This window comes from Microbacterium sp. 71-36 (assembly GCF_001898305.1).
GTDB lineage: Bacteria > Actinomycetota > Actinomycetes > Actinomycetales > Microbacteriaceae > Microbacterium.
Genome location: NZ_MKTP01000001.1, coordinates 1,004,958 through 1,017,527, shown reverse-complemented (window position 1 = coordinate 1,017,527; position 12,570 = coordinate 1,004,958). Strand labels below are relative to the sequence as shown.

General features: G+C 72.1%; 15 protein-coding genes. 8 read left to right on the top strand and 7 right to left on the bottom strand.

The window, feature by feature from the left end:
• Positions 1-63: 63 nt before the first annotated feature.
• The 4 genes from BGO45_RS05030 to BGO45_RS05015 are packed head-to-tail and all read left to right on the top strand — an operon-like array spanning position 64 to position 5,238.
• Entirely contained in the window at positions 64-1,539 is a 1,476-nt protein-coding gene (locus BGO45_RS05030) for a proton-conducting transporter membrane subunit (RefSeq protein ID WP_292691452.1), read from the top strand.
• On the top strand, positions 1,536-4,085 hold the full coding sequence (locus BGO45_RS05025; RefSeq protein ID WP_292691450.1) for a DUF2309 domain-containing protein: 2,550 nt from the start codon (positions 1,536-1,538) through the stop codon (positions 4,083-4,085). The genes BGO45_RS05030 and BGO45_RS05025 overlap by 4 nt, the downstream gene beginning before the upstream one ends.
• Positions 4,082-4,405: a transcriptional regulator gene (locus BGO45_RS05020; protein WP_292691448.1), complete on the top strand. Its 324-nt coding sequence runs from the start codon at positions 4,082-4,084 to the stop codon at positions 4,403-4,405. Before BGO45_RS05025 ends, BGO45_RS05020 begins: the two co-directional genes overlap by 4 nt.
• Complete coding sequence (locus tag BGO45_RS05015) at positions 4,402-5,238, top strand: DUF6671 family protein (protein ID WP_292691446.1); 837 nt, start codon at positions 4,402-4,404, stop codon at positions 5,236-5,238. The genes BGO45_RS05020 and BGO45_RS05015 overlap by 4 nt, the downstream gene beginning before the upstream one ends.
• A gap of 5 nt (positions 5,239-5,243) precedes the next feature.
• Here the strand turns inward: BGO45_RS05015 and BGO45_RS05010 are convergent, their stop codons facing one another.
• Genes BGO45_RS05010 through BGO45_RS04995 form a run of 4 tightly spaced genes read right to left on the bottom strand, consistent with a single transcriptional unit; the run spans position 5,244 to position 7,881 of the window.
• Complete coding sequence (locus BGO45_RS05010) at positions 5,244-5,870, bottom strand: twin-arginine translocase TatA/TatE family subunit (RefSeq protein WP_292691445.1); 627 nt, start codon at positions 5,868-5,870, stop codon at positions 5,244-5,246.
• A gap of 4 nt (positions 5,871-5,874) precedes the next feature.
• Positions 5,875-6,642 (bottom strand): twin-arginine translocase subunit TatC, encoded by a 768-nt coding sequence (gene tatC, locus BGO45_RS05005; protein WP_292691442.1) that lies wholly within the window; start codon positions 6,640-6,642, stop codon positions 5,875-5,877.
• Positions 6,639-6,878, bottom strand: a complete 240-nt coding sequence (locus BGO45_RS05000; protein WP_292691440.1) for a twin-arginine translocase TatA/TatE family subunit — start codon at positions 6,876-6,878, stop codon at positions 6,639-6,641. The genes tatC and BGO45_RS05000 overlap by 4 nt, the downstream gene beginning before the upstream one ends.
• A gap of 28 nt (positions 6,879-6,906) precedes the next feature.
• Complete coding sequence (locus BGO45_RS04995; RefSeq protein WP_292691438.1) at positions 6,907-7,881, bottom strand: 3,4-dioxygenase subunit beta; 975 nt, start codon at positions 7,879-7,881, stop codon at positions 6,907-6,909.
• 162 nt (positions 7,882-8,043) lie between these two features.
• Between BGO45_RS04995 and BGO45_RS04990 the strand changes: the two genes are divergently transcribed.
• Genes BGO45_RS04990 through BGO45_RS04980 form a run of 3 tightly spaced genes read left to right on the top strand, consistent with a single transcriptional unit; the run spans position 8,044 to position 9,027 of the window.
• On the top strand, positions 8,044-8,478 hold the full coding sequence (locus tag BGO45_RS04990) for a VOC family protein (protein WP_292691436.1): 435 nt from the start codon (positions 8,044-8,046) through the stop codon (positions 8,476-8,478).
• Between the two features lie 49 nt (positions 8,479-8,527).
• The gene (locus BGO45_RS04985) at positions 8,528-8,791 is read left to right on the top strand and encodes a ribbon-helix-helix protein, CopG family (protein WP_292691434.1); all 264 of its coding nucleotides are present in this window, start codon (positions 8,528-8,530) and stop codon (positions 8,789-8,791) included.
• Complete coding sequence (locus BGO45_RS04980; RefSeq protein ID WP_292691432.1) at positions 8,788-9,027, top strand: toxin; 240 nt, start codon at positions 8,788-8,790, stop codon at positions 9,025-9,027. Before BGO45_RS04985 ends, BGO45_RS04980 begins: the two co-directional genes overlap by 4 nt.
• Before the next feature lie 43 nt (positions 9,028-9,070).
• On the opposite strand, the gene panB is transcribed toward BGO45_RS04980, so the two are convergent.
• The 3 genes from panB to BGO45_RS04965 are packed head-to-tail and all read right to left on the bottom strand — an operon-like array spanning position 9,071 to position 11,603.
• On the bottom strand, positions 9,071-9,958 hold the full coding sequence (gene panB, locus BGO45_RS04975; RefSeq protein WP_292691430.1) for a 3-methyl-2-oxobutanoate hydroxymethyltransferase: 888 nt from the start codon (positions 9,956-9,958) through the stop codon (positions 9,071-9,073).
• A complete protein-coding gene (panC, locus tag BGO45_RS04970; RefSeq protein WP_292691428.1) occupies positions 9,955-10,845 on the bottom strand; it encodes a pantoate--beta-alanine ligase in 891 nt (296 codons plus the stop codon). Before panC ends, panB begins: the two co-directional genes overlap by 4 nt.
• On the bottom strand, positions 10,842-11,603 hold the full coding sequence (locus BGO45_RS04965) for a DUF2520 domain-containing protein (protein WP_292691426.1): 762 nt from the start codon (positions 11,601-11,603) through the stop codon (positions 10,842-10,844). The genes panC and BGO45_RS04965 overlap by 4 nt, the downstream gene beginning before the upstream one ends.
• 417 nt (positions 11,604-12,020) lie before the next feature.
• Between BGO45_RS04965 and BGO45_RS04960 the strand changes: the two genes are divergently transcribed.
• A complete protein-coding gene (locus BGO45_RS04960; RefSeq protein ID WP_292691424.1) occupies positions 12,021-12,401 on the top strand; it encodes a helix-turn-helix domain-containing protein in 381 nt (126 codons plus the stop codon).
• Positions 12,402-12,570 lie beyond the last annotated feature (169 nt).

Genomic DNA, 12,570 nt, shown 5'->3' with positions numbered 1-12,570 from the left:
AGAACAGGAATACAACTACCGGTGATTTGACACCTGTTTTTAAATGCAGGTAACGTCCCTCGTATGTCGACGTTCTCGCTCCTCACCGTGGTCGCGTTGCTGATCGCCGCCGTGGCGGCCCTCGTCTCGCGAGCCGGGTCCCGCCACACCGACGGATTCGCCGCGGTCTGGCCGACCGGCGCGGCGACGATCCTGGCCGCCGCCGGTCTGACCGTCACGATCGCCGCGCGCCTCGACCCGGCGGGAGCGGTCGTCACCGTGCTCGTGGTCGCGCTCACCCTCGTCGTCCAGGTCTTCGCCGACCGCCACCTGCGCGGCGATCCGCGGGCGCGGGCGTTCTTCGCGCTCTCGGCCGTCGTCGCGGCGGGGTCCACGGTCGCGGTGTCGGCCGAGTCGGTGCTGCTCCTCGCCGCGGGGTGGAGCACGGCGACCCTCGCGATGGTGGCGCTGATCGGAACAGGGGGGCGCGGACCGCAGACGCGGGCGGCTGTCCGTCGCGCCGCGGTCGCCCTCGCGGTCGGCGACCTCGCGCTGTGGGCGGCGGTCGCGGTGGTGCTCTCGACGACGGGCGAGGCCGGATTCGGGAACCTCGCCGCCCTGACCGGCGTGCCGGCCGTCACGGTCGGCGTCCTCGTCGCCGTCGCCGCGATCGCGCGGGCCGGGTCGTTTCCGCTGCATCGCTGGCTCGCCGCCACGGCCGCCACCACGACGCCCGCCTCCGCTCTGCTGCACGCCGGCTTCGTCAACGCGGGCGCGATCCTCCTTCTGCGCTTCGCCGAGGTCCCGTCCGGGGCGGGGCCGTGGATCGTCGCCGCGGCGGGGGCGGTCACGATGCTCTGCGCCTCGGTGGCGATGCTCACGCGGCCCGACGTGAAGGGGCGCCTCGTACAGTCCACGGCCGCGCAGATGGGATTCATGCTGCTGGCGTGCGGTCTCGGCGCCTACGGTGTCGCCCTGGTGCACGTGCTCGGCCACGCGCTCTTCAAGGCGAGTCTCTTCCTCGGCGCGGGGTCGGCGGTCGAGCGTGCGGTCGCCGCGCGGTCGCGCACCGCGGCGCCCGGATCCCGCCTCGGCTCCGTCGTCGGCGCGGGGGCGGTCCTGGTGGCGGGCGCGGTGGCGCTCGTCGCCGGCGGGCTGCTGACCCACACCGCGGCCGTCCTCCTCCTCTTCGTGCTCGCCACCGCCGGAGTCGCGGGCGGTCGGATCGGCGCGGGCCGCGGGCCGGTCGGCATCCGGGCTCTTCTCGTGGCCTCCGTCGCCGCGGCGATCGTCGCCTACGTCCTGCTGGTGGTCCCGGCGGCCGAGGCGCTCGCGCACACCGTCCCCGTTTCCGCGGTCCCGCCGCTCTTCGCGGTCGCGGTGTTCCTCGTCGCCGGTCTGCTCGCCGCGCTCACCCGAACGCGCGGGCGGGCGGCCGACCGCCTGTTCGCCTCCGCCTTCGCGTGGGGCAGGTCCCCGCTGCCCTCCCCGCGCCCCGCCGTGACCACCCTCAGCCCGACCGCCGCCCGCGGTCCCCTCGAGTACGGGAGAACCTCATGACCACGACCGCACCGGCCACGCGTCGCGCCCTCATCCGCGGATGGGTCACCGCGGCGGGGCGGGCGATCTCGCCCCACTACGCGCTCGAGACGTTCATCGCGCGCAGCCCCGTCGCCGCGTACGAGCACCTCGCGCGTGAGGACGCGCTCCGCGCGATCGCCCGGGAGCACGGCATCCTGCTGACGCCCGACGAGCGGCGGTTCCGCGAACTGCACGTGCGGGGACGCATCTCGGACGACGACCTCGTGGCCGCACTGCGGCTCCGGGTGCCGGAGACACGCTCGCCGCAGTCGCTCACCGCGGACGGGCGGATCACGACGATCGCCGAGATCCTGCTGCACGACCTGCACGTCTCGCCGCCCGCGACCCCGTCGGGGTCGTCGATGCCGACTCCGGCGCGGCTGATCGACCCGGCGGTGCACGCGCGCGTCGACGACCTGACCGGTCGGTGGATGGCCGCGGTCCTCGGCACGCCGGCCTGGTCGTCGCCGGTGCGGCGCGACGGGATGTGGGCCGCCTGGCGGCGCCTGGCCGCGCTCGACCCGACCCTTCCGCGGCGGGTGCGGGCCGGCATCCGGACGAGCGCGGACGACCCGGCGGATGCCATCGACGCGGCGCTCGTGCGCTGGGGCGTGGACGACGCGGGGGCGGAGGCGTTCCTGCGTGCCCACGTCCTCGCCCAGCCCGGGTGGGCGGCCGTGCTGCGGACGGCGGGGGAGGACGTCGACCTGACGTCGCTCCTCGCCGTCCGGGTCACGCTCGAACGTCTCCTGCTGCCCGCCGAGGCCGTCGTCCCGCCCCCGCCGGCCCCCGCGCGGGAGGAGGACGCGCGCCTCGCCGCTGTCGCGCGGGCGCTCGACATCGACCCCTCCGCCGCAGCGACCCGTGCACTCCTGCATCGGGTGCTGTCGCTCGTCGACGCCGTGGACCGGCTGGCGATCTGGGAGGAGGCGTACGAGCGGGCCGTGGTGGCGGAACTCGCCCCGCCCACGGCGCCTGTGCTGCGCGAGGTCGCCCCCTCCGCGGCGCGGCCACTCGCGCAGGCGGTGTTCTGCATCGACCCACGGTCGGAGGGACTCCGCCGCCACCTGGAGGCGGCGGGCGAGGTCGAGACCCTCGGCTTCGCGGGGTTCTTCGCCGTGCCGCTGTCGTTCCGGCCGGCCGACGGGTCGCCCGAGATCGCGTCGTGCCCGGTGCTGCTGACGCCCCGCGTCGCGGTGACCGAGTCGTCCGTGGACCGCGCGGCCATCGCGCGGTGGCGCGGGCGCCGCGAGGCCGCGCTCGAGCGGTCCGCGACGGTGCAGGCGCTCGAGAAGTCGACGGTCGCGCCGTACGCGTTCGCCGAGACCGCCGGGTGGGTGTTCGGCGCGGCCACGGTCGCGCGCACGTTCGCACCGCGCGGGTGGGGGCTCCTCCGCGCCCGCGCGCGGGCGGTCGCGCCGCCCACGCACGTGGACGCCGACGTCGTCTTCCGCCTCGAGGAGCGGGTGCTGTACGCCGAGACCGCGTTGCGCATGATGGGACTCGTCGACGGGTTCGCGCGCATCGTCCTGCTGTGCGGGCACGGCGCCTCGGTCGCCAACAACCCGTTCGCCTCGAGCCTGCAGTGCGGGGCGTGCGGCGGACACGAGGGGGAACCCAACGCGCGGGCCGCGGCGATGATCTTCAACGACCCGGCCACGCGCGCCGCGCTCGTCGCGCGCGGGATCCGCATCCCCGACGACACGCTCTTCATCGCCGCGCAGCACGACACCGTCACCGACGAGGTCACGGTCCTCGAACCGTGGCGGATCCCCGCGACCCACGAGAGCGCGATGTGGGAGCTGGCCCGTGTGCTGGACGCCGCGCGGCAGGGCAACGTGCGGGAACGCGCCGCCGAACTCCCCGGGGCCGTCGACCCCGCGCTCGCCGTCGCCGACACGGCGCGCCGCTCGGTGGACTGGGCGGAGGCGTACCCCGAGTGGGGCCTCGCCGGCAACGCGGTGTTCATCGTGGGACCGCGGTCGATCACGCGCGGGCGCGACCTCGGCCGGCGCGCCTTCCTCCACAGCTACGATGCCGCCGCCGACCCGGACGGCGCAGGACTGGAGACGATCCTCACCGCGCCCATGATCGTCGCGCAGTGGATCAACGCCCAGTACGCGGCATCCACCGTCGCTCCCGACCGCTTCGGCGCCGGACCGAAGCCGCTGCACAACGTCGTCGGAGCGGTGGGGGTCCTCTCCGGATTCGGTGGTGACGTGCGGCTCGGTCTGCCCTGGCAGTCCGTCGGCGTCGGGCGCGACGCCCGGCACGAACCGGTGCGGCTGCAGGTGTTCGTGCAGGCGCCGCTCGCGCGCATCAACGAGATCGTGCAGTCGTCGGAGGTGGTGCGCAATCTCGTCGTGAACCGCTGGATCACGCTGCGCGCGCGGGAACAGGACACCGACCGGTGGATGCGGTTCGGCACCTACGGGTGGAAGACCGAGCCGGGCGGCCACGCTCCCGCGGACCTCGACCTGCCCGTTTCGACAGATGACGACCGAGAGAAGGAGAACCGCTCATGAGCCTGTCCGAGCTCACCCCCATGACCAAGATCGAGGTGGTCGTCCCGAGCGACGAAGTCGCCGGGATCGCCGAACTCCTCCGGTCCGTGGGAGCCACGGGGTACACCGCGATCACGGGGGTCGCCGGCGTCGGCCACCACGGCTCGCGCGGTGGACGTCTGCTCTTCAACGACCACGACGCGCTGACGCTGCTGGTGACGGTGGTGGCGCCGGAGCGGGCGGACGCGATCGTCGCCGGCATCCGTCCGATCCTCGACGGGGGCGCGGGTGTGATGTTCGTCTCGTCGACGGCGGTCAGCCGCCCCGACTACTTCGCGTGACGACGACCGACGGATGCCACGACGCTTCGCCGTATGCGGGTGCCACGGTCGCGGTGGGCACCCGCCACGGCAAGGAGTCGGCTTTCGCCCCCGCCCTCGGGCGGTGGGTGGGCGTCACGGTCCGGGCGACGTCCGCACTCGACACCGATGCTCTCGGCACGTTCACCGGAGACGTGCCGAGGGCGGTGAGCCCGATGGACGCCGCCGCGGCCAAGGCTGCGGGCGCGGCCGACGAACTGGGGACACCGTTCGGGATCGCCACCGAAGCGTCGTACGCGACCTCGCTCGGTGGGTTCGGCCCGGTGGTGCACGAGGAGCTCGCGGTGTTCCTCGATCTCGAACGCGGCATCCGGGTTCCGCACGGTCTTCGCGCGTACGCCCGGGTCGCCGTGCCCCGCGACGTCCAGGACGAGTGCGCGGCTCGCGCCTATCTCGAGGGCATCGGGTTTCCCGACCAGGCCGTCGTCGTTCGATTCGCGGATCAGCTGGTCAAAGGGGTCCAGGACGAAGACCTCGTCCTCGGGTTCCTGCGTCAGGGGGCGGTGCGGCTCGAACCGGACCTCCGGGCGCACATGAACCCGCAGCGCCGCCGGATTCTGCGACGCCTGGCCTGGGGGCTGGCGGCGCGCCTGCGGACCCCCTGTCCCGAGTGCGCGGCCCCCGGGTTCGGGCCCGTCGACGTCATCCGCGGCGTCCCCTGTGGCGTCTGTGGCACGCCGACGTCACGTGTCCGGGCCGACGTCGACGGCTGCGCGACCTGCCCCGCCCGCCGCGAGCGACCCCGCCCCGTCGCGGTCGCGGACCCCGCGACGTGCGACGTCTGCAACCCGTGAACGGGTCAGTGGCCGCGCTCCTGCGATTCGCGCGGGCCCCCGACACCGACGCACTCGGCCGTGTGAGGGTCGTCGGTGATCGATGAGTCGGCGACGGGCGCCGCCGGAAGGTCCGTCTCCGCCGGGCTGACCGCCGCGGAGGCCCGTCGTGCGGGATGGTCCTCGGGGAGATCGGCGAGCGTGATACGCGTGGGGTGGGCGGAGCCGCCGACCACGAGGAATCGCTGCCCGGGGCGGATCCTCGCCAATGTCTCGGGTGCGCACAGCACCTCGGCCCACGGGTCATCGGACTCGGGGGAGTCGGATGCCGTGCCACTCGCGGTTTCGTCGACGGTCGTGTCGCGCGGGGCCGTGGCATCCGATCTCGGCGGCGTGGCCTCGGCCGGCGCATCCCGCAGGGCGCTGCGCACGATCTCCCGGGGGTCGTAGCGGCGCCACTCCTCGGGGTTCCAGTGCTCCCGCGGGAGGCCGGTCTCCTGCGCGAGCCGTGCGGTCGCGGCATCCATCTGCCCCCGCGCCGAGCGGATGACGCCCGAGAGGCGGCGCGCGTAGTCGGGCAGACGGGTGGGGCCGATCAGCACGGCGGCGATCAGCAGCACGAGGACGAGCTTCTCGAGGCTCATTCCGAACATCGGGTCACCTCCGGTCGAGGGCGTCGCGACGCACACGCCGACGGTCGGCGAGCTGCGTGATCACGAGGGCGGCGGCGAACAGCGCCGACATGGGCGCGGCCACCAGGAACATGGACAGGACGTCGGCCGCCGGCGTCACAAGCGCGCTGAAGAGCACGATGGCGACGACCACGACACGCCAGTGGCGTCGGATGGTCCGGGACGAGACCAGACCCACGGCGTTCAGCAGCACGACGAGCACCGGCAGAACGAAGGCCACGCCGGTGGCGGCGACGAGCTTCAGCACGAAGTCGACGTAGGTGCCGGCGTTGAGGATGGAACTGTCCTGGTCGGACGAGAAGCTCGTGAGCACCTCGACGACGTGCGGGAAGACGGCGAAGCCGAGCGTGCATCCGGCGGCGAACAGCACGATCGCGGCGGCCGTGTAGCCGGCCGTCATCCGCCGCTCGCGGCGCGTGAGGCCGGGGGAGACGAACGCGAAGAGCTCGTACAGCCAGATCGGACTCGACAGGATGATGCCCGCCACGATGGCGATCTTCACCTTGAGGTCGAACGCGGCGGACACGCTGTCGTAGTTCAGGCTCGCGTTTCGCGCCAGGGCGATCTGCTCGATCGGGTCGCGCAGCACCTCGAGGATGCCGCCCGACAGGGCGTAGCCGGCGATGATGCCGACCACGAGTGCCACCGCCGCGCGCATCGAGCGGATGCGGGCTTCGCGCGCGTGCCCGGCGAGCGGCATCGCCGCCCGCGCGGCGACGGTGGCAGCGCTCATGCGACGTGTCTCTGCGGAACCGCGTCGACCGGGGCGGTGCGGGGCGCGGCGTCGGTGACGGTCGGGACGGCGGTGGTCTCCGGCTCGGGGGTGCGGTCGGCCTCGGATTCCTGCTTGAGGATGCGCATCGACTGGCCGACGCTGCGCGCGAGGGCGGGGAGCTTGGCGGCGCCGAAGATCAGGACGACGACGGCGAGGATGAGGAGGGCGTGCCAGCCCGTGAGGTTCTGCAACATGGGGGTCTCTTTTCTGGGTGTGAGGGGATCAGGGGCGGGACGGTCCGCCGCCGCCGGACACGGTGGCCGCGGTCGTCGCATCGATCGCGACCGCGAGGCTGCCGACGTAGCCGGTGGAGGGGTCGCCGGTGAAGGTGCCCATCTCGAGGTCCCAGCCGTCGGAGAAGACGTTGTCGTTGGAGAGGCTGCCGATCTGGGCGAGGTTGCGCGCCGAGTCCGGGTAGGTGTCGAGGGCATAGACGGCGTCGAGCATGTCCTGCGGGAACGCCACCTGCGAGGTCGCGATCTGGTTCGACACGTTCGTCGCCGACGCGGCATCCGGGTACACCTCGAAGTGGATGTGGGTCCACCGCCCGCTGTAGCAGCCCGGGACGATCGTGGTGAAGGTCACCTGGCCCTGCGCGTCGGCGACTTGGATGCCACGGAGGTAGGTCTCGTCGACCACCGCGTCGGAGTACATCGAGTACAGCCCGTTCGCGTCGCAGTGCCACACGTACACCGCGGCTCCGGCGTAGGCGGCGTTCCCGTTGGCGAGGTCGCTGAGTGTGAACGTGAACGTCAGCGGCACGCCCTCCGCGGTCGCGCCGCCGTCGAGGCTCGAGCGGATGTCGCTGCGGACGATGCCGGACTGGTTCAGCACGTCGACGCCGTTGGTGCCGTCGGCGGGGTACGGCCCGTTGGTCTCCTGCGGGATCTCCTCGGACGCGTACGCCGCCGCGGCGGACGTCGCCGTCGGAGTCGCCGACGCGGTGGCGCTCGCGGTCGGGGTGGCGGTGGCCGTCGCCGTGGAGGTCGTGGAGGCTGCGGTCTGCGGGGTGCAGGCGGCCAGGGCGACCGCGCCGGCGCCGAGTCCGACGATGCCGAGGACGTTCCGGCGGCTGACGAGGGTGCGCATGTCGAAGGACGCCCCCTGGTCGACGACCTCGTCGTCGGGCCGGTCGAGCAGGCGTCCTTCGTAGGCGGGGCCGAGCGGGGTCTGGTCGGGTTCGGGGATGCGGGTCATGGTTGCTCCTGATGCCGGTCGTTTCGGGGACGACCTCAGCATCGGGGGCGAAGACTCATGGCATCCTCATCGTTCCTATGCGCTCGCTATGGGCCTTTCGCGTGTCGGAGGTCGGGTCTAGCGTGGCCCCCAATCGACCGCCCTCCCGCGAAGGATGCCGCCATGCCCACGTCGCTCGTCGTCTACATCTCGTTCGACGGTCACGCCCGCGAGGCGATGACCTTCTACCGTTCGGTCTTCGGCGGTGAGCTGACGATCGCCACTTTCGCCGACTTCGGTATGTCCGACGCGCCCTCCGATGGCGTGATGCACTCCGAACTGCGCGCGGATGGATTCACGGTGATGGGGGCGGATGCTTTCGGCGAACCGGCGGAGGGCTGGGGCGCGAACCGGGTGCACGCCGCGTTCATGAGCGATGAGATCGACCGCGTCTCGGGGTTCTACGACGCGTTCGTGGAGCGCGGTGCCGAGGTCGTGCAATCGCTCGAGAAGCAGGTCTGGGGCGACTTCTACGGCGAGATCGTCGACCCGTGGGGGGTGGCGTGGATGTTCAACATCGCCGCGCCCGACGGCTGGGCGAAGAGCGGCAATGCCTGAGCGGATCGCCACACTTCTGGCTTCACCTATTTCGTTATACGATATTCGCATGGACGGGCGAGAGACGATCGACGGCGTTCCCGTCACTGACGCTCAGATCCAGGCCTGGGCTGAAGAAGCCGAGACCGGCTACGACATCACGGCGATCAAGAAGCGCGGGAGAGGCCGACCCGGCCGTGGCGCCGAGCCTGGTCAGGTCGTCGCACTGCGCTTGACGGCCGAGGAGCTCTCCGCGCTGGATGCCCTCGCAGAACAGACCCACCAGACTCGTTCGGAGCTGATCCGGGCCGCGCTGGCCGCCTACGCGGCGTGAACGTCCATCCCGCGGCGCTGAAGCACGGCATCTCTGCCGAGGATGCGGCGATAGTCGCGAGTTCTCCCGTGTGGATCGACTATCTCGATGACGATTCGCCTGCTCGACAGCTTCGTCTCGGCTTCGACACTCGGGGACGCTTTCTCGAGACCGTCGTTCTGGTTTTCGACAGTGGCAACGAAATGGTCATCCACGCGATGAAGGCTCGACCTCAGATGCTCGATCTGCTCCCGTGAAGGATCGGCACCGCAACTGAGCCGACGAAGGACTGCGCCGTCATCATGTGGATGTCGACGACTTCCCCTCGGTGCTGCCTCGCCCGTCGATGAAGTCGCGCACCGCCGCGGCGACCTCCGCCGACGCCGGGTACACGTGCTCCGCCGCGGGGAAGGCACCTTCGCGCACCTCGCGCGCGTAGGCCTCGACGGCTTCGACCATCGCGTCGCCGATCGCGGCGTACCGCTTCACGAACACGGGCGCGCGCCCCTCGGTGATCCCCAGGAGGTCGTGCTGCACGAGGACCTGCCCGTCGGCGGTGCCCGCGCCGATCCCGACGACGGGGATGCGGAGCGCCCGCCGGATCTCTTCGACGACGTCCGCGGGGACGGCTTCGATCACGACCGCGAACGCTCCGGCCTCCTGCACTGCCAGGGCGTCGCGGGCCACGCGGATCGCGTCGTCCGCGGTGCGACCCTGCGCGCGGAGACCGCCGAGCGCCGTGGCCGTCTGCGGGGTGAGGCCGACGTGGCCCACCACGGGGATGCCGGCCTCCACGATCGCCCGGAGTCGTGAGAGCCGCGCGGGATTGGCGCCTTCGATCTTGACCGCGTCGGCCCCGGCTTCCTGCACGAAACGGACCGACGTGGCGACCGCTTGCGCGTCGCTCAGCTCGGTGGTGCCGAACGGAAGGTCGCACACGATCAGCGGGGTGCGGACCGCGCGTCGCACGGCCTTGGCGAGCGTCAGCATCTCGTCGAGCGTGATCGAGGTCGTGTCGGGGTGGCCGAGCACCACTTGGGCTCCGGAATCGCCGACGAGCACGATGTCGACGCCCGCCCGCTCGGCCACGCGGCCCGACACGAAGTCGTACGCGGTGACCATCACGATCGGCGTTCCGGCGTCGGCGAGCTCGCGGAGCCGTCGCAGCGTGACCTTCGGACTCGTCATGCGTGACTCCTTTCGGCGGGGCCGAGGGCGATGCGCTCGTCGACCCCGGGCACCAGCACCACGTTGTCGATCAGACGCACCTGCCCGACACGGACCGCGAGCGCGAGGAGCGCCGGACCCTCGATCTCGCGGATCGGGTCGAGGCTGTCGGCATCCACGAGCTCGACGTACTCGGGGGAGAGGCCGACGAGTTCGGCGCGCACGGTGTCGGTGAGACTTCGGGGGTCGCGGATGCCGTCGGCGAAGGCATCCTGTGCCGCCCGGAGCGCCCGGGGGATCGCCGCGGCGACCGTGCGATCGGCGGGGGAGAGGCGCGTGTTGCGGCTGGAGCGCGCGAGCCCGTCCGCATCGCGGGAGGTGGGTCGCGTGACGATCTCGACCGGGATGCCGAGGTCCGCCACCATCCGGCGGACGACGACGACCTGCTGGGCGTCCTTCGCCCCGAAGTAGGCGCGGTCGGGCTGTACGGCGAGCAGGAGCTTCGAGACCACCGTCGCGACCCCGTCGAAGTGCGCCCGACCGCGTTCGGCGCCTTCGAGGGTGCCGGTGATCGCCCCGCCGACCGACACCGTGGTGGCGAAGCCGGCCGGATACATCTCGGCGACGGAGGGCGCGAAGACCACGTCGACGCCCGCTTCTGCGGCGAGGGCGACGTCGGCTGCTTCGGTGCGGGGGTAGGCGTCCAGGTCGGCTGCCTCGCCGAACTGGGTCGGGTTGACGAAGATCGAGAGCACCACCGTGCCGGTGTCGTTCCGTGCGGCGCGGAGCAGCGACAGGTGTCCCTCGTGGAGGGCGCCCATCGTGGGGACGAAGCCGACGCCGGCCGCGCGGAGCGGGGCGAGCACGGTGCGCAGTTCGGCGACCGTGCGCACGATCCGGGGGCTCACGGCGTCGCCGTGGTTCCGGCGCGCTGGGTCGCGGCCAGGTCGCGGGTCGCCTCGACGAGGGCGTCGAACAGCGCGAGACGGTCGGGGATCCGCTCGGCGATGGCCGCGCGCTGGCGGGCGACCGTCACGTCGTCTCCGCGTGAGACGGGGCCGGTGAGGGCGGATGCCGCCCCGCGATCGGCCCAGTTCTCGACCGTGGCGCGCACGAGGGGCACGAGTGCGTCGCGGTCGACGCCGGCGGTCGCGGCGAGGTCCTCCGCCATGCCCTCGAGCGTGACGAGGAAGTTCGCGGCGATCGATGCGGCCGCGTGGTACGCCGCACGGTCCTCGTCGCGCACCCGCACGCCCGTCATCCCGAGGACGTCCGCGAGTGCTTCGGCGACCGCGTGGGCGCGCGGGGTCGTGCCGGCGAGGGCGGCGGTCACGCTGGCGAACGAGGCCCCCGCGCCCGTGACGGTCATGAGCGGATGGATGCCGAACGCCTCGTGCGGCGTGAGGACCGAGAGGTCGAGCGCGCCCGACAGGTGCCCGACGAGCCGGCCGGGTGCGATGGCCCGTGCCGCATCGGCGATCGCGGCATCCGGGACGGCCAGGAGCACGATTCCGGCATCCGCGCCGTTCTCGCCGCGGCCCGCGGGGCCGACGACCGAGACGCCGGCGGTTTCGAGCGAGACCGCGAGCGCACGGCCCATGCGGCCGTCGCCGACGACGAGCACCGGGGCGTCATGCCGGAGGACGGGGAGCGAGGAGGTCTTCATAGTGTGGGGCGGTGCCCGTACGGGCGGCTGCGCCGGGTTCCAGGGTATCGCGGTGCGGCTGGGGAGGCGGCGGCGGTGCGGACAAGGGCTGGCCGGTGTCAGGTACGCGGAACCGGGTGTTGGTGACGCCCGTGACGCGGTGACTGACGGAGCGGATCGCGCCGCGGATGCAGACCGGAATCGCGCGCGCAAGCTGTCGCGAGCCTTCGGTGCGAAACCGTCGGGAATCCCGACTGGTTGCTGTGCGGCCGAGTTCGCCCTCGCTGAAGTCGGGGCCACAGGACGATCACGAAGACGCGGCTCCCAGCGAGTATCGCTATCGGAGATGCCCCGACTGACGCTGACATGGTGGGCACGGTAGGACCAGCCTCAAAAAAATCAGGAGGGCTGCTTCCGCCTCTGGATAAGCTGCAGAAGTTGGCTGAGCTTGCGGCGGCCGCGCCAGCAGATTCCACCGCTGACCTGGACGATACGGGCCTCTCGTGGCTCATCCGCCGCCGGCTCACTGACGTGCAGGTCGCGGAGTTGGTAGAGCTATACCGATCGGGTGTCGGCACGCCGGAACTGTCCAAACGCTTCGGCATCTCAAAGCCGAGCGTCCTCGAGCTGCTTCACGATCATGGTGTTCGTATGCGTCGTCAGCCACTGACGATGACGCAACGAGCTCGCGCCGTGCGCCTGTACGAAGAGGGCCTCGCTATCAAGCCGATCGCAGAAGCGCTCGGTTCCAGCTTCGGTGCGGTCCACCGTGTGCTGAAGGCGGAGGGTGTCAGGCTGCGTCCGCGCCCTGATCGGTAGAGGAAGCTTTCTCAGCTTCGTTGCGGGCATGTTCGAGCAGTGCCTTCGTGAACTGGCCGTACTCGACGTGGAACCTCCTCAATCGCACGGGTGAACCGCTGCCCTCGGTGGGGGCGATACCCATCTCGCCCCGCTGGTTTGTCACGACCTCCGCCACTGACGCACTAGC

Bases quoted from the DNA above. Each gene is read 5' to 3' on its own strand.
- BGO45_RS04990 (WP_292691436.1), top strand. From the start codon at position 8,044: ATGCCCACGTCGCTCGTCGTCTACATCTCGTTCGACGGTCACGCCCGC.
- BGO45_RS04965 (WP_292691426.1), bottom strand. From the start codon at position 11,603: ATGAAGACCTCCTCGCTCCCCGTCCTCCGGCATGACGCCCCGGTGCTC.
- BGO45_RS04985 (WP_292691434.1), top strand. From the start codon at position 8,528: ATGGACGGGCGAGAGACGATCGACGGCGTTCCCGTCACTGACGCTCAG.
- BGO45_RS05025 (WP_292691450.1), top strand. From the start codon at position 1,536: ATGACCACGACCGCACCGGCCACGCGTCGCGCCCTCATCCGCGGATGG.
- BGO45_RS05020 (WP_292691448.1), top strand. From the start codon at position 4,082: ATGAGCCTGTCCGAGCTCACCCCCATGACCAAGATCGAGGTGGTCGTC.
- BGO45_RS05010 (WP_292691445.1), bottom strand. From the start codon at position 5,870: ATGTTCGGAATGAGCCTCGAGAAGCTCGTCCTCGTGCTGCTGATCGCC.
- tatC (WP_292691442.1), bottom strand. From the start codon at position 6,642: ATGAGCGCTGCCACCGTCGCCGCGCGGGCGGCGATGCCGCTCGCCGGG.
- BGO45_RS05000 (WP_292691440.1), bottom strand. From the start codon at position 6,878: ATGTTGCAGAACCTCACGGGCTGGCACGCCCTCCTCATCCTCGCCGTC.
- BGO45_RS05030 (WP_292691452.1), top strand. From the start codon at position 64: ATGTCGACGTTCTCGCTCCTCACCGTGGTCGCGTTGCTGATCGCCGCC.
- BGO45_RS04995 (WP_292691438.1), bottom strand. From the start codon at position 7,881: ATGACCCGCATCCCCGAACCCGACCAGACCCCGCTCGGCCCCGCCTAC.
- panB (WP_292691430.1), bottom strand. From the start codon at position 9,958: ATGACGAGTCCGAAGGTCACGCTGCGACGGCTCCGCGAGCTCGCCGAC.